Below are 19,930 nucleotides of genomic sequence, written 5' to 3' on the forward strand. Positions count from 1 at the left end.
TGACTTGCTTGTATGGGAAAAGCGGTTAAAACGGCAACCGTGACCGGAGTCGGCACGAAACTGCCGCGGGACGTTGGGAAAAGGTAAGATTTTGACATGAAAGCTGGTTCAAGGTTTTTGAACGCGGTGTCGGCGTTTGCTCTGTCAGCAAGCATGGTCGCCACGGGTACCGGGGTAGGACTTGTTGCTGGTACCTCAGTCGCGCAAGCCGCGGTCATCAATCGGGTTGACGTGCGGGGGGCAACGCGCGTCAGCGCGGAAACCGTTCGCGCCAACATCACAATCGTTCCCGGCAAGAGCTTCAGCAATGCGGATATCGACGCATCCGTGAAGCGGCTCTATGCCACCGGCTATTTCTCCGATGTCAGCATCACGGTTTCCGGCGGATCGCTTGTCGTTTCCGTCAGCGAGAATCAGCTCGTCAATCAGGTGGTCTTCAACGGCAACCGCAAGATCAAGGATGACAAGCTTCAGGGTGTCGTTCGCACTCAGCCGCTCGGTCCCTATAGCGAGGCGACCGTCGAAACCGACATTCAGGCCATCAAGGACGCCTATGCCGCCATCGGCCGCAGCGACGTGACCGTGACGACTCAGGTCGTTCCGATTGCCGAAGGACGTGTCAACCTGGCCTTCGTCATCAATGAAGGCGAACGCACGAAGATCACGCAGATCAACTTCGTAGGCAACGAGGCCTACAGCGACGGCCGTCTGCAGTCGGTGATTGCGACCAAGGAATCGGGCATCTTCTCGTTCCTCACGCGCAAGGACGTCTACAATCCGGATAAGCTGCGGGCCGACGAGGAATTGCTGCGGCAGTTCTACTACAACCGCGGCTATGCCGATTTTCAGGTGGTCTCGTCCGAAGCGGCGCTCAATGAGGCGACCAACGAATACACGGTAACGATCACGGTCGAGGAAGGTCCTCGATACGACTTCGGTTCGGTCAACATCGAATTGACCGTCGAAGGCATCGACGCCGAGGAACTGAGGGGGCTCGTTCAGAGCCGCGAAGGCACGGTCTACAAGGCCAAGGACATTCAGAACACGATGAGCGAGATTTCGAAGCGCGTCGCGTCGGAGGGTTATCCCTTTGCGCGCGTCACGCCGCGCGGCAATCGCGATCTCGCCAATCACACCATCGCCGTCGACTATCTCGTGGACCAGGGTGAACGGGCCTATGTCGAGCGCATCGAGATTCGCGGCAACACCCGGACGCGTGACTACGTAATTCGTCGCGAGTTCGACGTCGGCGAGGGCGATGCCTTCAACCAGGAAATGGTTGCGCGCGCTAAGCGCCGCCTGGAAGCGCTCGGCTATTTCTCGTCGGTCAACATCTCGACGCAGCCGGGCAGTGCGGCTGACCGTGTGGTCATCGTCGTCGACGTGCAGGATCAGTCGACCGGCTCGTTCGGCATCGGCGCCGGCTATTCCGCCGGCGACGGCGGCGGCTTCCTCGTCGAAGCTTCGATCGAAGAAAAGAACTTCCTGGGCCGCGGCCAGTATATTCGTCTTGCCGCCGGTAAGGGCGAAGACAGCCAGACCTACAATGTTTCGTTCACCGAGCCCTATTTCCTCGGCTACCGTCTCGCGGCGGGCTTCGACCTCTTCAAGAACGAAAACGACTTCGATGACGACAACTACAGCTACAACGATCAGGGATTCAGCCTGCGCGTGACTGCGCCGATCACGGAAAACCTGTCGACGACGCTGCGCTACAACTACACGGAGCTCGAATATTTCGGCGACGAGGACGAGCTTTCCTCTCCCTATGTTCGCGCAATCGAGGACGGCCCCTGGACGCGTTCCTCCGTGTCCCAGTCGATCACCTACAACACGCTCGACGATGCGCAACTGCCGCACGAGGGCATTCTCGCTTCGGTCACCCAGGAGTTTGCAGGTCTTGGCGGTACGTCGGACTTCTACAAGCTGACGGGTAAGGCCAAATGGTACTATACGCTGCACGACGAGGCCGACATCATCGGCTCGATCTCCGGCAGCGCCGGCCAGCTGTTCAAGACGTCCGGTTCGCTTGAAGTCTTCGACCAGTTCCAGCTGACCAGCAACGATATCCGCGGCTTCGAGCGCAACGGTATCGGTCCGCGGGCAAACAACGGCGATGCCCTTGGCGGCACGACCTATTTCACGGCGTCTGCGGAAGCGACGTTCCCGCTGCCGGGCCTTCCGCGTGACAGCGGCTTCCGCGGTGCATTGTTCGTCGACGCGGGCACGCTCTACAACAATGAGTTGGAGCTGACCGGAGCCGGTGAATCGGTGCGCGGCAACGACGCTTCGCTGCGTGCGTCGGTCGGCGTCAGCCTTATCTGGGCTTCGCCTTTCGGTCCGCTGCGTGTCGATTATGCCGTGCCGGTTGCGAAGGAAGACTTCGACGAGGTCCAGAACTTCAAGTTCGGTATCAACTCGTCGTTCTGATAGAGAGCAGTCCAGAACTGCCAGAGAATCGTTCTGGAGTGTCCATGGAACAGAATTGGTTTTTTCCGCCCCATCAGGGGATTCGTCTGGGCGACCTCGCGAATCAGATTGGGGCGGAGTTGTTGGATATTGCCGCCGCCGATCGCACTGTGCGTTCGGTCGCGCCGGTCTATCGCGCCAAGCCGGGCGACATCTGTTACATGCTGTCGCGCAAGAATCGCGAAGAGTTGCAGAGCTGCCGTGCCGCCGCGATCATCTGCGACAAGGCCATTTCGTCGCTTGTTCCCGATACGATACCCGTGCTGCTGACATCGAAACCGCACACGGCCTTCGCCCTTGCCGGCACCTTGCTTCACGAAAGGGCCATGCGCCCTTCCTATAATACGAGCGAGAGGGGCGTAGCGGCGGGAGCCTTCGTCGATCCGACGGCGCGCCTCGAGGCGGGCGTCGAGGTCGAGCCGATGGCTGTGATCGGAGCCGGCGTCGAGATTGGGAGCGGAACGCGCATCGCAGCGGGAGCAATGATCGGACCGGGCGTGCGGATCGGCCGCGATTGCACCATTTCGGCCGGTGCAAGCATCCTTTGTGCGCTGGTCGGCAACAACGTCATCATTCATCCGGGCGCACGCATCGGTCAGGACGGATTCGGCTATGCACCGGGCCCGAAGGGCGGAATGATCAAGATCGTCCAGGTCGGGCGGGTGATCATCCAGGATCACGTGGAGATCGGTGCGAACACGACGATCGACCGCGGCACCATGGATGACACCGTGATCGGCGAGGGGACGAAAATCGACAATCTGGTGCAGATCGGCCATAACGTCCGCATCGGTCGTTACTGCGGCATCGTCAGCCAGGTCGGCATCGCCGGCAGCACGCAGATCGGCGACGGGGTCATGATCGGCGGAGGCGTCGGGGTCAACGGGCATATCACCATTGGAGACGGGGCGCAGATCGCTGCGATGAGTGGCGTGGCGAGCGATGTGCCGGCCGGTGAGCGCTACGGCGGGATTCCGGCGCGACCGATGCGGGATTTCCTGCGCGATGTCGCCGAAATGGCGCTGCGGTCGAGCGAGAGGCAGAAGAAGAAGGGTGGCAAGGATGAATGAGGCTGCAACGGTCCTCGGCACGGCGGACATACAGGAAATCCTGAGGCTTCTTCCCCATCGTTATCCCTTCCTGCTCGTGGACCGCATCATCGAGATCGATGACGACAATTCGGCCATCGGGATCAAGAACGTGACGGCCAACGAGCCGCATTTCACCGGACACTTTCCCGAGAAGCCGATCATGCCGGGCGTTCTTCTGATCGAAGGCATGGCACAGACGGCCGGCGCGATCTGTGCGCGCAAGACGGGAATCGGCAGCAATCTCGTGTATTTCATGACGATCGACAATGCCCGCTTCCGCAAGCCCGTCGTACCAGGCGACCGGGTGGAGTTCCATGTGGTGAAGCAGAAGCAGCGCGGCAATATCTGGAAGTTTCACTGTGATGCAAAAGTTGACGGGCAACTCGTCGCGGAAGCTGATATCGGCGCGATGATTGTCAGCAAGGAAGACGCCTGAGAATGATAGCATCAAGTGCGAAGATCCACCCGTCCTCGGCCATCGAGAACGGTGCGGTAATCGGCGAAAACGTGAAGATCGGCCCGTTCTGCCATATCGGGCCGAATGTCATTCTTGCAGATGACGTCGAAATTCTGAGCCACGTGGCGGTCATCGGTCATACGAGCGTCGGCAAGGGCTCGAAGATCTTTCCGGGTGCCGTCATCGGCGGCGACTCGCAGAGCGTCCACCACAGCGCCTTGAACACAAAACTGGTGATCGGCGAAAACTGTACCATCCGCGAAGGCGTGACCATGAATACGGGTACGGTGGAGCACGGCGGCGCGACCATCATCGGCAACAACAACCTGTTCCTGGCCTATTCGCACGTGGCGCATGACTGCCGCCTCGGCAACAATATCATCCTTTCCAACAATGTCATGCTTGCGGGGCACGTCACAGTCGAGGACCGAGCCATACTCGGGGGGGGCTCGGCGGTTCACCAGTTTACCCGCATCGGGCGTCAGGCCTTCATCGGTGGCCTGTCGGCGGTGAGCTATGACGTCATTCCCTATGGAATGCTTAACGGCAACCCCGGCATTTTGAGCGGCCTTAACGTGGTCGGGATGACCCGTGCGGGGATCGAGCGTGCGGCGATTCATCGCGTCCGGCGGTGCTATAAGCAGATATTCGAGGGAGACGGCTCGATTCGCGCGAATGCAGCCGCTATCCGCAACGAATATCTCGATTGCGCGCCGGCAATCGAGATCCTGGATTTCATTGCCGCGGAGAGCGACCGCGCGCTGTCGTCGCCGAATCGCGGCGCCAAGGGCTGATGGCGGTGGCGATTCATCGCCTGCCGCATTCCAAAGGCAGGCTCGCCATCATCGCCGGCGCCGGAACGCTTCCCCATCACGTGGCCGAGGCAGCGCGCTTCCAGGGCGAAGACCCGTTCATCATTGCGCTTTCGCGTGAGGCGGATACCGATTGGACCGGCTTCGACCATGTCGTTTGCGCAATCGGAGACTTTGCCGCGATCAGCCGCACTTTCGAGACCGAGGGAATCGACCGGGTCGTCCTTTCCGGTGCGGTGCGGCGGCGGCCGGAGTGGCGCGATATCCGTCCTACGCTGAAGACGCTGGCCAAGGTGCCGCGGGTTTTCCGCACCTTGATATCCGGCGGGGACGACGCCGTGCTGCGCATGGTGATCGAATTGATCGAGGCGAGCGGCGCCCATGTGATCGGCGCGCACGAGGTCGTTCCGGGGCTTCTTGCCGATACCGGTCCGCTCGGCGCCCATGCCCCGACGGACGAAGATCGGCGTGACATCGAAGCCGGCATCGCCGCAGCCAACGCGCTGGGTGCGCTCGATGTCGGCCAGGGCGCCGTTGCAGTCGGCGGCAGGGTCGTGGCGCTGGAGGGGGCGGAAGGGACGGACGCGATGTTGGCGAGAGTGGCCGGCCTCAGGAAAGACGGACGGATTTCAATTCGTCGTCACGGCGTCCTCGTCAAGCTCTGCAAGCCGCAACAGGACGAGCGGGCGGATCTGCCCTCGATCGGTCCGTCGACGGTCGCAGGAGCGCATGCTGCCGGCCTCGCGGGCATCGCCGTGGAGGCAGGACGCGCGCTGGTTCTCGATCGCGCGCGTCTCGTGGAGGAAGCCGACAGGAGCGGGCTGTTCGTTCTCGGTATCGAGCGCGATTGCCGCAGGGACCGGAGATGACAGGCAGAGCCTACAGGCTGGCGGTTATCGCCGGAGAAGTTTCCGGAGACCTGCTCGGCGCCGACCTGGTGCGGGCATTGCGTGATCGTCTAGACGGTCCGCTCGAACTCGTGGGCGTTGGCGGCGAGGGGCTGGAAGCCGAAGGGCTCCGGTCGCTTTTCGACTATTCCGAACTGTCGATCATGGGTTTCTCGCAGGTTCTGGCGAACCTGCCGAAGCTTCTGTTGCGGATTGGGCAGACCGCCCGCGCGATCGCCGCTGCGCGTCCGGATGCTCTGTTAATCATCGACAGCCCGGACTTCACCCACCGCGTGGCGCAACGCGTCCGCGCCGCATTGCCGGACTTGCCGGTGATCGACTATGTCTGTCCGAGCGTCTGGGCGTGGAAGCCGGAGCGGGCGCCGCGCATGCGGGCCTATGTGGATCACGTGCTCGCGGTTTTACCCTTCGAGCCGGAAGCGATGGGGAAGCTCGGCGGTCCGTCGACGACCTATGTCGGGCATCGGCTCGCATCCGACGGCAATGTTCTCGCCGTCCGGGAGCGCCAACGACTGAGACGGCAGATGCAGGATCGGCGCGAGCCGAAGGCCTGTCTGCTGCTGCCCGGATCGCGCGGCAGCGAGGTCAGTCGCCTGCTTCCGATCTTCCGCGAAGCGGCCGAAGAGCTCGCGGAGCGGCACGAAGGCATTCGGTTCCTCTTGCCGACCGTGCCGCGCCAGGAAGACCGTGTGAGGGCGTTGACGGCCTCCTGGCGGGTTCAGCCCGAGATAAGCATAACCGCCGACAGGAAATGGGAGGCTTTTGCCCAAGCCGACGCGGCCATTGCCGCCTCGGGTACGGTGATCCTCGAACTGGCGCTCGCCGGAGTTCCGGTCGTCTCTACCTACTCTGCCGACTGGATCGTCAGCCTCCTGCATTCCCGCATTCGGATATGGACCGCGGCGCTTCCGAACCTCATCGCGGATTTTCCGGTCGTGCCCGAATATTTCAACAAGTCGATCCGGCCGGCCGTTCTGACGCGCTGGTTCGAACGGCTTTCGAGCGATACGGCGCAACGTCGTGCGATGCTCGACGGCTTCGCCCTCGTTCAACAGCGAATGGAAACGAACCGTCCGCCCGGTGAAAAGGCGGCGGATATCGTTCTCGCTTGCCTTCGAGCGGGGTGAGGAGAGGCGAGTGCTTGCAACCGCTGTGGGTCGCCGGGCCAAGCCCCGAGGATGAGGGCAAGCCTCGCCACAGTCTCTGCAAACCCGGCCACCTGTCATCCTCGGGACAAGCCCGAGGATGAGGGTTGGCGGAATGGGCTTTTTGTCGAGTTCGTCCGCCGTTTACCGCTTGGAGATCGGCACGTAGTCGCGCAGCGGCGCGCCGACATAGAGCTGGCGCGGACGGCCGATGCGCTGTTCCGGATCTTCGATCATCTCGTTCCATTGAGCGATCCAGCCGACGGTGCGGGCAAGCGCAAAGAGCACCGTGAACATCGTGGTGGGGAAGCCCAGGGCCTTCAGCGTGATGCCGGAGTAGAAGTCGATGTTCGGGTAGAGCTTCTTCTCGATGAAGTACTCGTCCGTCAGAGCGATGCGTTCGAGCTCCATCGCGACTTCCAGGAGCGGGTCGTCCTTGTGGCCGAGCTCGGCGAGAACCTCATGCGTCGTCTTCTGCATGATCTTCGCGCGCGGATCGTAGTTCTTGTAGACCCGGTGGCCGAAGCCCATCAGACGGAACGGATCGTTCTTGTCCTTGGCCTTGGCGATATATTCCGGAATGCGGTCGACCGTGCCGATTTCGGCGAGCATGTTGAGCGCCGCCTCGTTGGCGCCGCCATGGGCAGGTCCCCAAAGGCAGGCGATACCGGCAGCGATACAGGCGAACGGGTTGGCACCCGACGAGCCGGCGAGGCGAACGGTCGAGGTCGATGCGTTCTGCTCATGGTCGGCGTGGAGGATGAAGATCCGGTCCATGGCGCGCGCCAGAACCGGATTCACGACATATTCCTCGCAAGGCACGGCGAAACACATGCGCAGGAAGTTCGAGGCGTAGTCGAGATCGTTCTTCGGATAAACGAAGGGCTGGCCGATATGGTACTTGTAGGCCATCGCGGCGATCGTCGGCATCTTGGCGATCATGCGCAGCGACGCGACCATCCGCTGATGCGGATCGGTGATGTCGGTCGAGTCGTGATAGAAGGCGGAAAGGGCACCGACGCAGCCGCACATGACCGCCATCGGATGGGCATCGCGGCGGAAGCCGGTGAAAAACCGCGACATCTGCTCGTGGACCATGGTGTGGTGCGTGACGCGATAATCGAAATCGGCCTTCTGAGCCTTTGTCGGCAGTTCGCCGTAGAGAAGCAGGTAGCAGACTTCGAGAAAATCGCCGTGCTCCGCCAGTTGCTCGATCGGAAATCCGCGGTGAAGCAGGACGCCCTCGTCGCCATCGATATAGGTGATCTTCGATTCACACGATGCCGTGGAGGTAAAGCCCGGATCGTAGGTGAACATCGTCGTCTGCTTGTAGAGCGAGCCGATGTCCACGACATCCGGACCGATTGATCCCGATCGCACCGGCAGGTCCGCGGACTTTCCGCCGAATGTTACTGTCGCGCTTTTTTCTGACATGGGACCCTCCGTTTTTGTGACATCGTGGCATAGCTCTGTGCCGCGAATTTGAGCGTTGCGAATTTGCTATATGATTTATTTTCGACTGCCAAGCAGTACCAAAGGCAAACTTGTGCGATGCGAAAACGCATATGGCAACGCAACAAACGCATGTTACGGCAATTCGTTCGAAGAGATCAATGATCGCTAAGCTGATAATGCGGTACCATTCTATCTAGTCTGCCTCTTTTTTGAGCATCAGCCTTCGAGTTGCAAGATTGCGCGGTTGGCTGCAGGATCGAGAAAACAGGCGCGGGCGGAGCGGAATGGGGGAGAGCGGGGCACGAGCGGTCGTGCGCGATGGGGAGCGCAGCGCGTGGCTCCGGAGCGAGGGCACGCGGGTTCTCACCGGCGATTTGCCCGCCATCGGCTCCGGCCGCCGGGCGCCTGTGGGCTGGCATGCGGCAAACATTCGCCATCGGATAGGCTCGGCGGCCACGGCGGTTTCCCTCGGCATAGGCGCTGCAGTTGCGGAAGAGCAGGAATACGGCCACGGCTTCGTCCTGATCCCGGTCATGCTTGCGCTTGGCTCGCTTGCATGGCTCGCAGTGCCCGAATCCGTCGGAATTGCCAAACTTGCAGCGCTGCTTTGCGTTTTCGGCATATCTGCGGTGCTTTGCCGGGGGGACCTGCGAAGCTGGCGGCCGCTGGTGATCGCGCCCGCTCTCTTTACCACGGGCATGCTGCTGGCCGCGGCCGAAACAGCGAGGCTGGATACGGTCATTCTCGACACGCCAGTGACGACGACCGTTCGCGGAACGGTCCTCACCCGGGATCCCGACGACAGGGGACGCTGGCGTTATCTCGTTCGCATACAAGAAACATCCGGCCCGCGGCTGCGCCGGGCGCCGGAAAGGGCGACGCTGCTGGCGCGGAGCCGCCACGAACCGTTTCCGGTCGGAGCTATCATCGAAGGCAAGGCGCGTTTGTCGCCGCCCTCCGGGCCGGCTCTCCCGGGTCTCAACGATTTCGCGTTCGGCTCCTACTTCAAAGGCGTAGGCGCGGTCGGGTATTTCTATGGCGCGCCGCGAGCGCCGGTGGATGCCGGCGCTGTCACCGGTCGGTCCGAAGCCTCGCTGCCGGCGAAAGCGGCTGCATATCTGGCACTGATCCGCGAAGTGATCGGCAATCGCATCCGGACAGCGATCGGCGGCGATACCGGTGCGATCGCTGCGGCGCTCGTGACCGGCGAGGAGCGCGCGATCAGCCGCGAGGCCGTCGAGATGCTGCGCGCCGCGGGCCTGTCGCATGTCCTGGCGATCTCGGGACTCAACATGGTGCTGGCGGCGGGCACGTTTCTCATCGGCGCCCGGACTCTGTTGAGCTTCGTTCCGGGGTTGGCGGAAAGAGCTTCCGTCAAGAAGATCGCTGCCGTCGGCGCTCTTCTCATGGTGTTCTTCTATATTCTGATTTCCGGAGGTGCGGTCTCAGCGCTCAGATCCTGGATCATGATCTCGATCATGCTCGTCGCACTGTTCTTCGACCGCGTCTCGATCAGCCTGCGCAACGTGGCGCTTGCCGCACTCATCATCCTTGCCTGGACGCCGTCGGCGGTAGCCGGACCCGGGTTCCAAATGTCCTTTGCGGCGACGCTGGCCCTCGTTGCGGGCTATTCCCGCTGGCGCGACCACAGGAGAAAGGATCCCGAAACCTCGAAGAAGCGGGGGAGCGTGGGGGTCGTGTCCGGCCTCGCCATCGGTACTGTCGCCACCTCCGTCATCGGCGGCCTGGCGACGGCGGTTTACGCGGCTGCCCATTTCAACCGGCTCCCCGGTTACGGGCTCGCCGCAAACGTTCTCACGACGCCTCTGATCAGCGTGCTGATCATGCCTTTCGCGCTGTTCGCGATGCTGCTTATGCCCTTCGGGCTCGAATATTATCCCCTCCTGGTCATGGGGCAGGGGCTGGACTGGATGCTGGCCGTCGCGAGATATGTCGCATCGCTCGACGGGGAGTGGATGACCGGCCGCATGGGCGACGCGCCGTTCTTCCTTATCGCATTCGGCGGCATCCTGGTCTGCGTTCTGAGAACGCGGCTGGCGCTCGTCGGCGCGGGGCTGATCGCTCTGGGTATATGCGCGATCGCGCTCGAGCCGCGGAAGGAGCGCCCATCGATCGCGATATCGGAGGATGCGCAATTGGTCGGCCTGATCGCCGCGGATGCAATCGCGACCAATCGGAGCCGTCCGCCGGAGTTCATCTTCTCGCAATGGCAGCGCGCACTTGCGATCGCGGAACATAAGGCACCGCTCGACCTTCAGGCGGAGCCGGACACCGCGGTTGAGACAGCAGCCTTCCTGACCTCGGCCCAGCCCGGCGTCTTCGCCTGCAGAAAGGGAATAGGGTGCGCCGGGCGCAGCCGCGAGGGATGGACAGTGGCTGTTATCGAAAAGGCCGAATCGCTCTCCTTCCTGTGCGGTCGCGCCGATCTGGTCGTCGTCGCCAGCCGCCGGCCGTCTGCAGCCTGCCCGCCCGGCGGTTCGCTGGTCATAAGCGCCGAAACGCTGCGGCGGACGGGCGCGGTCGAGATCCATGCCGAGCAGCAGGGACAACCGGGCGTGCCGCCACGCATGCGCGTCGTCACGTCGTTCTCCTCCACCGAGCGCCCCTGGCAGCGTCATCGCCGCTACGACTGGCGGACCGGCAGTTTTTTGCCGCATGGTTCACCGCCCTGACGACCGCGCGTTCCTCATCGCCCCATCTGTCGTGATATTCTTGATTATCGTACTCCACAATCTTGTCATCCCGCCATTGTTTGTCGTAAAGAGCGTTGCGAAAGCGCTTCACCGACAGGGGCGGGCGCGAGCGGCTGCGGTTTGCATCCCGCGCCCACCTGATTGTTGAAATCGATTGCGGGCCCGTGACGCTCGGGCGAATACGGAAAAACGAGGAACGAGATGTCTGATCGGATCCGGCCGAAATTGAACATGTTGCTGGCGGCAACGCTGACTGTTTTCCTTGCCGGCCCGGTCGCGACCGGCCTCGCGCAGACGGCACAACAGCCCTCGTCCGTTTCGGTCGACGCGCAGCCGCCGGCGACAGACCTTCCCGGCGGCGATGATCCGGGCGTGCCACCGGCGCCGGCCGAGGCAGCGGTGGGCGACGCAACGGCGGGGGGAGCAAATCCCGTGCTTCCGCATGATCTTTCGCCGGTCGGCATGTTTCTCGCTGCCGACATCGTCGTAAAGGCGGTGATGGTCGCTCTGGCGCTCGCCTCCGTCGCCACCTGGGCGATCTTCGCCGTGAAGACGCTGGAGCTCATATATGCCAAGTCACGCCTCAAGCGCGCCGTGGCGGCCCTCGTTTCCGCGAATGGTCTCGCCGACGTGCAGCCAAAGCTCGAGCGCCGCGCTGGCGTGGCTGGGGAGATGATTGCCGCAGCGGTCGACGAAATGACGCGCTCGGACGCCGTTCTGGACCTTGCGCCGGCAGTAGGTGTCAAGGAACGCGTCTCCTCTCTGCTCACGCGTATCGAAGTTCGCGCCGGCAAGAGGATGAGCTCCGGTACCGGGATCCTGGCGTCCATCGGGTCCGTCGGTCCATTCGTCGGCCTCTTCGGTACCGTCTGGGGAATCATGAATTCCTTCATCGGCATCAGCAAGGCGCAGACGACCAACCTCGCCATCGTTGCGCCCGGCATCGCCGAGGCGCTGCTGGCGACTGCGATCGGCCTCGTCGCGGCAATACCGGCGGTGGTGATCTACAACTATTTTGCCCGGTCCGTCGGGGGGTACAAGCTCATCCTGGCAGATGCGGCGGCAGCCGTCGAAAGACTGGTAAGCCGCGATCTCGATCATCGCCACGCCCGCAGAGCGCCGCCGCGCCGCCAGGACGGCTTCGTTCACGGCCCCGACTCGATCGCCAGAATCGGATAAGCGAAAATGGCTGGAAGAATTTCCGAGAGCGGCGGCGATCTCGACGAGAACAGCGAGATCAACGTCACCCCCTTCATCGACGTCATGCTCGTGCTGCTCATCATCTTCATGGTGGCTGCGCCGCTCGCGACGGTCGACATGAAGGTCGACCTGCCGCAATCCGTCGCAAAGCCGGCGCCGCGCGACGACAAGCCGGTCTTCGTGACGCTGAAAGCCGACCTCACGCTTGCCATCGGCAATGAAGAGGCGCCTCGCGAAGCCTTCGTTTCCGAGCTGAACCGGATAACCGGCGGCAACACGGATACGCGCGTGCTTCTGCGCGCCGATCGCCTGGTCGACTACGGCGAACTGATGACGGTGATGAACCTCATTCAGAATGCCGGCTACGGCAAGATCGCACTCGTCGGCCTGGAGGCCGCTCCCGCCCGCTAGCGGTTTTCCGTCCGCATCCTCGTCTCGGCAGGTTCCTGATAGCCCGGCCGCCAGTTCCGATGTGGGCTGGCGGTGCCTTTTTGCGTGCACGGAGACGCAGTCGCTTGAAACCGGCCGTGCGGCGATCTATGAGCTTTATGAATGTGTCCGAAAGCGCGGAGCGGTTTCGGACCGACGACAGGCACAGAGACAACAACCTGAGGCGCGACGCATCAATACGGCGCTTCGCGCTTCAGGCAACGGGCTAGCGGCCGCCGAACGCACGATCTTCCCGGCGCCGCGCCCATTCCGACACGAGGCAATATCATGAATTTCGAAGCAGCCCGCATCAAGATGGTGGACAATCAGATCCGGACCACGGATGTGACCTCCCATTCAGTCCTGTCTGCTTTCCTGTCGGTCCCGCGTGAGGAGTTCGTGCCTGCCAAGATGCGGGAACTGGCCTATATCGACACCGATATCGAGCTCGTCGGCGGTCCCCAGCCGCGTTACCTGATGGAGCCGTCGCCGCTGGCGAAGCTCCTCCAGCTTGCGGAGATCTCCAACTCGGATCTGGTCCTCGAAATCGGCTGCGGGACAGGTTACGCCTCTGCCTTGCTCTCGCTTCTCGCCGGTTCCGTCGTGGCGCTGGAGAGCGACGAAGCCCTGGCCGCCACGGCCACGGAGACGCTGGCACGCCTCGGCTACGACAATATCGCCGTGGTGAGCGGCGATCTCACCAAGGGGTACGCGGCGGAGGCGCCCTATGACGTCATCTTCATCAACGGTGCCGTCGAGATGATCCCTGCCGAGCTGTTCGAGCAGCTTCGAGACGGCGGCCGGCTCGTGGTCGTGGAAGGTTTTGGTAACGCATCTCGTGCGAAACTTTACGTGCGCGAATCGGGCATGACGTCGGAGCGAGCTGACTTCAACACCGCCGTGAAGCCGCTTCCCGGCTTCCGCCGCGACCGATCTTTTGTTTTTTGATGTGCCTCTTATTGAGGTAGCTCAACATATGAGTGTTGAAGCGAAAACTGCAATGTTGCCAATCGGCAACGTATTATTTGTTTCTTTTTGAAATGGCCGTGCAGAGGGTCGGTGCGCAGTTGTCGTAGACCCGAATCCGGAGTTCAAAAGAGCCTGGAAGCGGTGATTTGCCCGCCATGGGTGGCGCGGGGCTTCACTGCAGTGTTTGTGCAGGCCGCCAAGGGCCTGCTGAAAAATGCGGGGTGGCGACGCTGCCCCGATTGATCGGAGGGAAGATGGTGTCGATTGTCCGCAAAGCAGCCTTGTGGGCGGCTGTCTCGACCAGTGTGCTGCTCGCGCCCCACGCCGTTCTCGCGGAGACGATTTTCGGGGCGATGGCCAAGGCCTATGCGAACAACCCGGATCTCAACGCCGCTCGCGCCGGGCTGCGCGCGACCGATGAAGGGGTTCCGATTGCGAAGGCCGGCTACCGGCCGCAGGTTTCCGCGTCGGCGACTGGGACGCTCTCACGGGTCGACGCCGAACGGACCGGCACCCGCGACTTTCATTCCGGACAGGTCGGGATTTCCATCACGCAGACGATCTTCGATGGATTTCAGACCCTGAACAATGTCAGGGCGGCCGAAGCGGAGGTGTTTTCGAGCCGCGAGACGCTGAAGGCCAATGAGATCCAGATCCTTCTTTCGGCCGCGCAATCCTATGCGAACATAGCCCGCGATCAGCAGGTCGTTTCCATTCGCCGTCAGAACCTCGCCTTTCTTCGGGAACAGTTGAGCGCCGCACAGGCCCGCCTCGATGTGGGCGAAGGCACGCGGACGGATGTGAGCCAGGCGGAAGCCGAACTCGCCAACGCCCAGTCGCTGCTCGTTGCTGCAATCGCGCAGCTGAAACAGAGCGAAGCGGTCTATGTGCAGATCGTCGGCGCAGCGCCGACCGGCATCAGACAACCTGGACCTGCCACGAAGGCCATGCCGAGGTCCCTCGATCAGGCCGTGGCGACGGGGCTGCGCGAGAACCCGCGAATCCTGGCGGCGCAATATGCCGTCGATTCGGCCGGTTACCAGGTGAAATCGGCGGAAGGCACGATGCTGCCGGGCGTCGTTCTCCAGGGTGCCGTGAGCCGTAACACCGGTAATGCCGGTCAAGGGCTTGATGACACGACGGCGAGCGTCACTGCTCGGCTCGAAGTTCCGATCTATCAGGGCGGTGCGGAATACGGCCAGATTCGCCAGGCCAAGGAAATTCTGGGGCAGCAACGGATCCTCGTCGACTCCGAGCGGGCTTCGGTGCAGCAGACAGTCGTATCGGCGCATGCGCAGCTCGAATCGGCACTCGCACGAATCAAGGCCAGCCGGTCGCAGATCTCCGCAGCGAACCTCGCCCTCGAAGGCGTGATCGAAGAGCGCAAGGTCGGTCAGCGCACTACGCTGGACGTGCTCGACGCGCAGCAGGACGTGCTGGACGCGCAGGAGTCGCTGGCGGGCGCGCAACGCGATGCGGTGGTTGCAAGCTATGCCTTGCTCGCCGCAATGGGCCACCTGACAGTCAGGAGCCAGGGCCTGCAGGTGGCCGAATATCGGGCCGAGGAACATTACGAGGCCGTCAAGGACAAGTGGTTCGGCCTGCGCACCGTCGACGGGCGCTAGACGGCCCTTAGCCAATTCGACACGAAACGCCGCGTCCCCGAAGGGCAGCGGCGTTTTGTGCTGAGGTCTGTTGAGATTCGAGCCACCCGCGGCGGCTCGTTTGATTTCCTCATTCCTGTGACGAGCACAGGGATGAGGATAGAGAGGTGCGACCCTCGGCGCGTTTCATAAACCGTGAAGATAGCGAGGCGGCGCGTAAAGTCGCCGGTCACGCCCGTGTACAGCGTCCCGTCCGGCTTCGCACATCCCCGGTCCCTCATTCCTGTGCTTGTCACAGGAATCCAGCCAGACCAAGTCTTTGGGCTGTAAAGGCTCTTCCCGCGCCGCAGACGCGACGCTGCTGGATCCCTGTGACAAGCACAGGGATGAGGCGGAGAGGGTGCGGCCCCTCGGCGCGTAAGACGTAACCTTTCATTGCGTCACAGGCTGATCATTCCTCGCAATTCGCAAGCGAATGTTGTAGCAACCGCTCATCCCGGTCCCTCATTCCTGTGCTTGTCACAGGAATCCAGCCAGCCCAAGTCCTTGGGCTGGAAAGGCTCTTCCGCGCCGCAGACGCGGCGCTGCTGGATCCCTGTGATGCGCACAGGAATGAGGAAATCAAACAAGCGGCGGCGGGTGGCCCGAATCTCACCAGGCTTTAGGGCGCAAGTGCCATTGCCCCTGCCGAAAAAAACAAATCTGTGCAAGAATTTACCGAGCTGATTCGCGGCGTTTGTTTCGTCGGCGAACTCACTTAAGGTTTGTTCGAATCGGCACACGGAGCGGCTTTTCCGTGTTCGTCCGCAGCAAACGGGGATTGAAATGGCGCAGCTCAACGTCGCACGTGAACCTTCGATGGATGAGATTCTGGCATCCATTCGCAAGATCATCGAGAGTAACGAGCCTGGTCCGGCCGGAACCTCCGCGCAGCAGAGCTTCGAGGACGGCGCCCGCGACGATGTCGAACTGTCGATGGATCCGGAGGTCGAAGCGGATGCGTTCGGATCCGCCGACGACCCATTTTCCTCGGTCAGGACGTCACCATCCGCGGTCGATAACCGTACCGACGCGCCGGTGCCGTCGTCTGCACCGCTTTCGCTTGCCGATGTCGCGGCAAGGGTGAGGGCCGCTTCGGAGCGCCAGGCGGTGCATACGGTTCCGAGGGATCAAGCAGGAGGCGAGGAGGCGCGGTCGCCAGCGGATAGTCCGGCGATGATGTCCCGCATCGCTGCGTTTCCCTCTTCGGCCATCCCGGCGAGTGCTGCAGCGGACGCCGGGTCGGCTCCTGTGGCCGGGGATGTGTCGGCGGCCGCGCATGCGGCCTCGGACGAGGCAACGGAGCCGGAAGGCACGCCTGGAACGATCGTTTCCCCGGCTGTCAGCCGTCAGGTTGCGCGCGCTTTCGACGAATTGGCACATGCCGTCGAGAACGGACCCCGGCGTTCCTTCGACGAGATCGCCGAGGCGATGCTGCGTCCGATGTTGCAGGAATGGCTGGACGACAACTTGCCGACATTGGTCGAAAGACTGGTGCGCGAGGAAATCGAGCGCGTGGCACGCGGGCCCCGGCGCTGACGTAAACGGTAGACGTGCCCGACTTGCGTCTGCCGCCCGTGGACGATTTCAGGAAACTCGCCGAGCTCTTTTCCCCAGTAGCGCATTCGAACCTGCGCACGTCCGGACAGAAAAGCGTTACACACTTTTCCCGGAAGTAATCTAAGATGGAAGCCGCATGCACGATGGCTGCGGCTTTTTCCCCGTTCAGGTTGACTTGCCCCGGGCCTTCCGGTTTACAAACGCTGACATCAATCTCCAGAAATCGGCCAAAGAATGCTTGATAAAACCTACGATTCCGCAGCGGTAGAACCGAAGATCGCCAAGGCCTGGGACGAAGCGGATGCCTTTCGCGCCGGTGTCAACGCGAAGCCGGACGCGGAGACCTTCACGATCGTGATCCCCCCGCCGAACGTGACGGGATCGCTCCATATGGGCCATGCGCTCAACAATACGCTGCAGGACATCATGGTCCGCTTCGAGCGCATGCGCGGCAAGGATGTGCTCTGGCAGCCGGGTATGGACCATGCGGGTATCGCGACCCAGATGGTCGTCGAGCGCCAGCTCATGGAACGTCAGCTTCCGAACCGCCGCGATATGGGCCGCGAGGCCTTTATAGAGAAGGTCTGGGAGTGGAAAGCCGAATCCGGGGGCCTGATTTTCAATCAATTGAAGCGGCTCGGCGCCTCGTGCGACTGGTCGCGCGAGCGCTTCACGATGGACGAGGGGCTGTCCGAGGCGGTCATCGAGGTCTTCGTCAGCCTTTACAAGGAAGGCCTCATCTATCGCGACACCCGTCTGGTCAACTGGGACCCGAAGCTGCAAACCGCGATCTCCGACATCGAGGTCGAGCCGGTCGAGGTCAACGGCCATCTCTGGCATCTGCGCTACCCGCTCGAAGAGGGCGTGACCTATCAGCATCCCGTCGCCTTCGATGAGGAAGGCAATGCGACGGAATGGGAGGCGCGTGACTATCTCGTCGTCGCGACGACGCGTCCGGAAACCATGCTCGGCGACACCGGCGTTGCCGTGCACCCCGATGACGCCCGTTACAAGGGTATCGTGGGCAAGCACGTCATTCTGCCGATCGTCGGCCGCCGCATTCCGATCGTGGCCGACGAGTACCCGGATCCGACGACCGGCACCGGCGCGGTGAAGATGACGCCTGCGCACGACTTCAACGATTTCGACGTCGGAAAACGCAGGGGACTGCGGCAGGTCAACGTTCTCACGGCAGACGGCCGGATAACGATCAAGAACAACGAGGATTTCCTCGAGGGGCTCGACCACCCGGCGGCGCTGCACGGCGCCTGGGATCAACTGGAGGGCAAGGATCGCTTCGAAGCGCGCAAGCTTATCGTCGAGATGCTCGAAGAGGCCGGGCTCGTCGATCACATCGCGCCCCACAAGCACATGGTGCCCCATGGTGACCGCGGCGGCGTGCCGATCGAGCCGCGCCTGACCGAGCAATGGTATGTCGACGCCAAGACCTTGGCGAAGCCGGCGATTGCGGCGGTCAAGGAAGGCAGGACGAATTTCGTCCCGAAGAACTGGGAAAAGACCTATTTCGAATGGATGGAGAACATCCAACCCTGGTGCATTTCGCGCCAGCTCTGGTGGGGCCACCAGATCCCCGCCTGGTACGGTCCCGATGGGCAGATCTTCGTTGAACGAAACGAGGAGGAAGCGCTGCACGCGGCGATTCAGCATTACATCGCCCATGAAGGACCGATGAAGGCCTATGTCGAAGACCTGCTCGAAAACTTCAAGCCGGGTGAGATACTGACGCGCGACGAGGATGTCCTCGACACCTGGTTCTCCTCGGCGCTCTGGCCCTTCTCGACGCTCGGTTGGCCGCAGGAGACGCCGGAGCTCGACAAATATTATCAGACCGATGTGCTGGTAACCGGCTTCGACATCATCTTCTTCTGGGTCGCCCGGATGATGATGATGGGCCTTCACTTCATGAAGGATGCGGACGGCACACCTGTCGAGCCTTTCCACACGGTGTATGTTCATGCGCTCGTCCGTGACAAGAACGGGCAGAAAATGTCGAAGTCCAAGGGCAACGTCATCGACCCGCTGGAGCTCATAGACGAATACGGCGCCGACGCACTGCGCTTCACGCTGGCGATCATGGCGGCTCAGGGGCGCGACGTGAAGCTCGACCCGGCCCGGATAGCAGGCTACCGCAACTTCGGAACCAAGCTGTGGAATGCGACCCGTTTTGCCGAGATGAACGGGGCAGTAAGCAGCGACGGCTTTATTCCCGAGGCAGCGTCGCTGACGATCAACCGCTGGATCCTGACGGAACTGTCGCGCACCATCCGCGACGTGAGCGAGGCGATTGAGGATTACCGCTTCAACGAGGCGGCGGGAACCCTTTACCGCTTCGTCTGGAACCAGTTCTGCGACTGGTATCTCGAACTCCTGAAGCCTGTCTTCAATGGCGACGATGAAGCGGCCAAGCGCGAGTCCCAGGCCTGCACGGCCTATGTCCTGGATGAGATCTACAAGCTGCTGCATCCGTTCATGCCCTTCATGACGGAAGAGCTTTGGGAAAAGACGACCGGCCCCGGGCGAGAGCGTACGACGCTCCTTTGCCATGCCGAATGGCCGGCCGCCTTCTATGCGGATGACGCGGCTGCAGACGAAATCAACTGGCTGATCGATCTCGTTTCCGGCATTCGTTCGGTTCGCGCCGAAATGAACGTCCCTCCGGCGGCGATGGCTCCATTGGTCATCGTCGGGGCGAAGGCGCTGACGAGCGAGCGGCTCGACCGGCACGCCTCTGCGATCAAGCGTCTGGCGAGAGTGGAGAACATCGAGCACGCGTCAGTGGCGCCCCGCGGCAGCGCTCAGATCGTGGTCGGCGAAGCGACGGCTTGCCTTCCGCTCGGCAGTCTCATCGATCTCGCAGCCGAAAAGTTGCGTCTGGAAAAGGCCATCGCAAAGGTCGACGTCGAGCGGCAGCGGATCCTCGGCAAGCTTGCCAACGAAAAATTCGTCGCCAATGCCAAGCCTGAACTGGTCGAGGCCGAGCGCGAGCGGCTGGTCGAACTCGACCTGCAAAGAGACTCGCTCGGCGTTGCTTTGTCCCGCGTTACGGAAGCCGGTTAG

At 62.2% G+C, this 19,930-nt stretch carries 15 protein-coding genes; 13 read left to right on the forward strand and 2 right to left on the reverse strand.

Features of this window, described 5'->3' with window-relative positions:
* Nucleotides 1-96 precede the first annotated feature (96 nt).
* Genes bamA through lpxB form a run of 6 tightly spaced genes read left to right on the forward strand, consistent with a single transcriptional unit; the run spans nt 97 to nt 6,864 of the window.
* Entirely contained in the window at nt 97-2,430 is a 2,334-nt protein-coding gene (gene bamA, locus AC5J09_RS19700) for an outer membrane protein assembly factor BamA (RefSeq protein ID WP_494298290.1), read from the forward strand.
* Between the two features lie 44 nt (nt 2,431-2,474).
* The gene (lpxD, locus tag AC5J09_RS19705) at nt 2,475-3,539 is read left to right on the forward strand and encodes a UDP-3-O-(3-hydroxymyristoyl)glucosamine N-acyltransferase (protein ID WP_324763324.1); all 1,065 of its coding nucleotides are present in this window, start codon (nt 2,475-2,477) and stop codon (nt 3,537-3,539) included.
* Complete coding sequence (gene fabZ / locus AC5J09_RS19710) at nt 3,532-3,996, forward strand: 3-hydroxyacyl-ACP dehydratase FabZ (RefSeq protein WP_010969260.1); 465 nt, start codon at nt 3,532-3,534, stop codon at nt 3,994-3,996. The genes lpxD and fabZ overlap by 8 nt, the downstream gene beginning before the upstream one ends.
* Nucleotides 3,993-4,811, forward strand: coding sequence for an acyl-ACP--UDP-N-acetylglucosamine O-acyltransferase (gene lpxA, locus AC5J09_RS19715; protein WP_324763449.1), 819 nt, complete (start codon nt 3,993-3,995; stop codon nt 4,809-4,811). The genes fabZ and lpxA overlap by 4 nt, the downstream gene beginning before the upstream one ends.
* Nucleotides 4,811-5,698 carry an LpxI family protein gene (locus AC5J09_RS19720; protein ID WP_494298291.1) on the forward strand — a complete coding sequence of 296 codons (888 nt, stop codon included), beginning with the start codon at nt 4,811-4,813 and terminating at the stop codon, nt 5,696-5,698. Before lpxA ends, AC5J09_RS19720 begins: the two co-directional genes overlap by 1 nt.
* On the forward strand, nt 5,695-6,864 hold the full coding sequence (gene lpxB, locus AC5J09_RS19725) for a lipid-A-disaccharide synthase (protein WP_494298292.1): 1,170 nt from the start codon (nt 5,695-5,697) through the stop codon (nt 6,862-6,864). The genes AC5J09_RS19720 and lpxB overlap by 4 nt, the downstream gene beginning before the upstream one ends.
* 162 nt (nt 6,865-7,026) lie before the next feature.
* On the opposite strand, the gene gltA is transcribed toward lpxB, so the two are convergent.
* Complete coding sequence (gene gltA / locus AC5J09_RS19730; protein WP_003537363.1) at nt 7,027-8,316, reverse strand: citrate synthase; 1,290 nt, start codon at nt 8,314-8,316, stop codon at nt 7,027-7,029.
* Nucleotides 8,317-8,621: 305 nt separating this feature from the next.
* Here gltA and AC5J09_RS19735 point away from each other — a divergent pair, with 305 nt between their 5' ends.
* The 5 genes from AC5J09_RS19735 to tolC all read left to right on the forward strand — a co-directional run bounded on the left by AC5J09_RS19735 (nt 8,622) and on the right by tolC (nt 15,274).
* Nucleotides 8,622-11,030, forward strand: coding sequence for a ComEC/Rec2 family competence protein (locus tag AC5J09_RS19735; protein WP_494298293.1), 2,409 nt, complete (start codon nt 8,622-8,624; stop codon nt 11,028-11,030).
* A gap of 222 nt (nt 11,031-11,252) precedes the next feature.
* Nucleotides 11,253-12,230, forward strand: coding sequence for a tonB-system energizer ExbB (gene exbB, locus AC5J09_RS19740; RefSeq protein WP_324763328.1), 978 nt, complete (start codon nt 11,253-11,255; stop codon nt 12,228-12,230).
* A gap of 6 nt (nt 12,231-12,236) precedes the next feature.
* Nucleotides 12,237-12,662, forward strand: a complete 426-nt coding sequence (gene exbD / locus AC5J09_RS19745) for a TonB system transport protein ExbD (RefSeq protein WP_100674044.1) — start codon at nt 12,237-12,239, stop codon at nt 12,660-12,662.
* A 306-nt stretch (nt 12,663-12,968) separates the two neighbouring features.
* The gene (locus tag AC5J09_RS19750) at nt 12,969-13,628 is read left to right on the forward strand and encodes a protein-L-isoaspartate O-methyltransferase family protein (RefSeq protein ID WP_018097746.1); all 660 of its coding nucleotides are present in this window, start codon (nt 12,969-12,971) and stop codon (nt 13,626-13,628) included.
* A gap of 275 nt (nt 13,629-13,903) precedes the next feature.
* Nucleotides 13,904-15,274 carry an outer membrane channel protein TolC gene (gene tolC, locus AC5J09_RS19755; RefSeq protein ID WP_100674043.1) on the forward strand — a complete coding sequence of 457 codons (1,371 nt, stop codon included), beginning with the start codon at nt 13,904-13,906 and terminating at the stop codon, nt 15,272-15,274.
* Nucleotides 15,275-15,744: 470 nt separating this feature from the next.
* Here tolC and AC5J09_RS19760 read toward each other — a convergent pair whose 3' ends face one another.
* Nucleotides 15,745-16,035 carry a hypothetical protein gene (locus AC5J09_RS19760; RefSeq protein WP_494298294.1) on the reverse strand — a complete coding sequence of 97 codons (291 nt, stop codon included), beginning with the start codon at nt 16,033-16,035 and terminating at the stop codon, nt 15,745-15,747.
* A gap of 43 nt (nt 16,036-16,078) precedes the next feature.
* Here AC5J09_RS19760 and AC5J09_RS19765 point away from each other — a divergent pair, with 43 nt between their 5' ends.
* On the forward strand, nt 16,079-16,831 hold the full coding sequence (locus AC5J09_RS19765) for a DUF2497 domain-containing protein (protein WP_411923304.1): 753 nt from the start codon (nt 16,079-16,081) through the stop codon (nt 16,829-16,831).
* 255 nt (nt 16,832-17,086) lie between these two features.
* The gene (locus AC5J09_RS19770) at nt 17,087-19,930 is read left to right on the forward strand and encodes a valine--tRNA ligase (protein ID WP_494298295.1); all 2,844 of its coding nucleotides are present in this window, start codon (nt 17,087-17,089) and stop codon (nt 19,928-19,930) included.

This window comes from Sinorhizobium sp. (genome assembly GCF_059070375.1).

Excerpts from the sequence above, each read along its gene's own strand:
- lpxB (WP_494298292.1), top strand. The coding sequence starts at position 5,695 with ATGACAGGCAGAGCCTACAGGCTGGCGGTTATCGCCGGAGAAGTTTCC.
- AC5J09_RS19770 (WP_494298295.1), top strand. The coding sequence starts at position 17,087 with ATGCTTGATAAAACCTACGATTCCGCAGCGGTAGAACCGAAGATCGCC.
- AC5J09_RS19720 (WP_494298291.1), top strand. The coding sequence starts at position 4,811 with ATGGCGGTGGCGATTCATCGCCTGCCGCATTCCAAAGGCAGGCTCGCC.
- fabZ (WP_010969260.1), top strand. The coding sequence starts at position 3,532 with ATGAATGAGGCTGCAACGGTCCTCGGCACGGCGGACATACAGGAAATC.
- tolC (WP_100674043.1), top strand. The coding sequence starts at position 13,904 with ATGGTGTCGATTGTCCGCAAAGCAGCCTTGTGGGCGGCTGTCTCGACC.
- AC5J09_RS19750 (WP_018097746.1), top strand. The coding sequence starts at position 12,969 with ATGAATTTCGAAGCAGCCCGCATCAAGATGGTGGACAATCAGATCCGG.
- lpxD (WP_324763324.1), top strand. The coding sequence starts at position 2,475 with ATGGAACAGAATTGGTTTTTTCCGCCCCATCAGGGGATTCGTCTGGGC.
- bamA (WP_494298290.1), top strand. The coding sequence starts at position 97 with ATGAAAGCTGGTTCAAGGTTTTTGAACGCGGTGTCGGCGTTTGCTCTG.
- AC5J09_RS19765 (WP_411923304.1), top strand. The coding sequence starts at position 16,079 with ATGGCGCAGCTCAACGTCGCACGTGAACCTTCGATGGATGAGATTCTG.
- exbD (WP_100674044.1), top strand. The coding sequence starts at position 12,237 with ATGGCTGGAAGAATTTCCGAGAGCGGCGGCGATCTCGACGAGAACAGC.
- gltA (WP_003537363.1), bottom strand. The coding sequence starts at position 8,316 with ATGTCAGAAAAAAGCGCGACAGTAACATTCGGCGGAAAGTCCGCGGAC.
- AC5J09_RS19735 (WP_494298293.1), top strand. The coding sequence starts at position 8,622 with ATGGGGGAGAGCGGGGCACGAGCGGTCGTGCGCGATGGGGAGCGCAGC.
- exbB (WP_324763328.1), top strand. The coding sequence starts at position 11,253 with ATGTCTGATCGGATCCGGCCGAAATTGAACATGTTGCTGGCGGCAACG.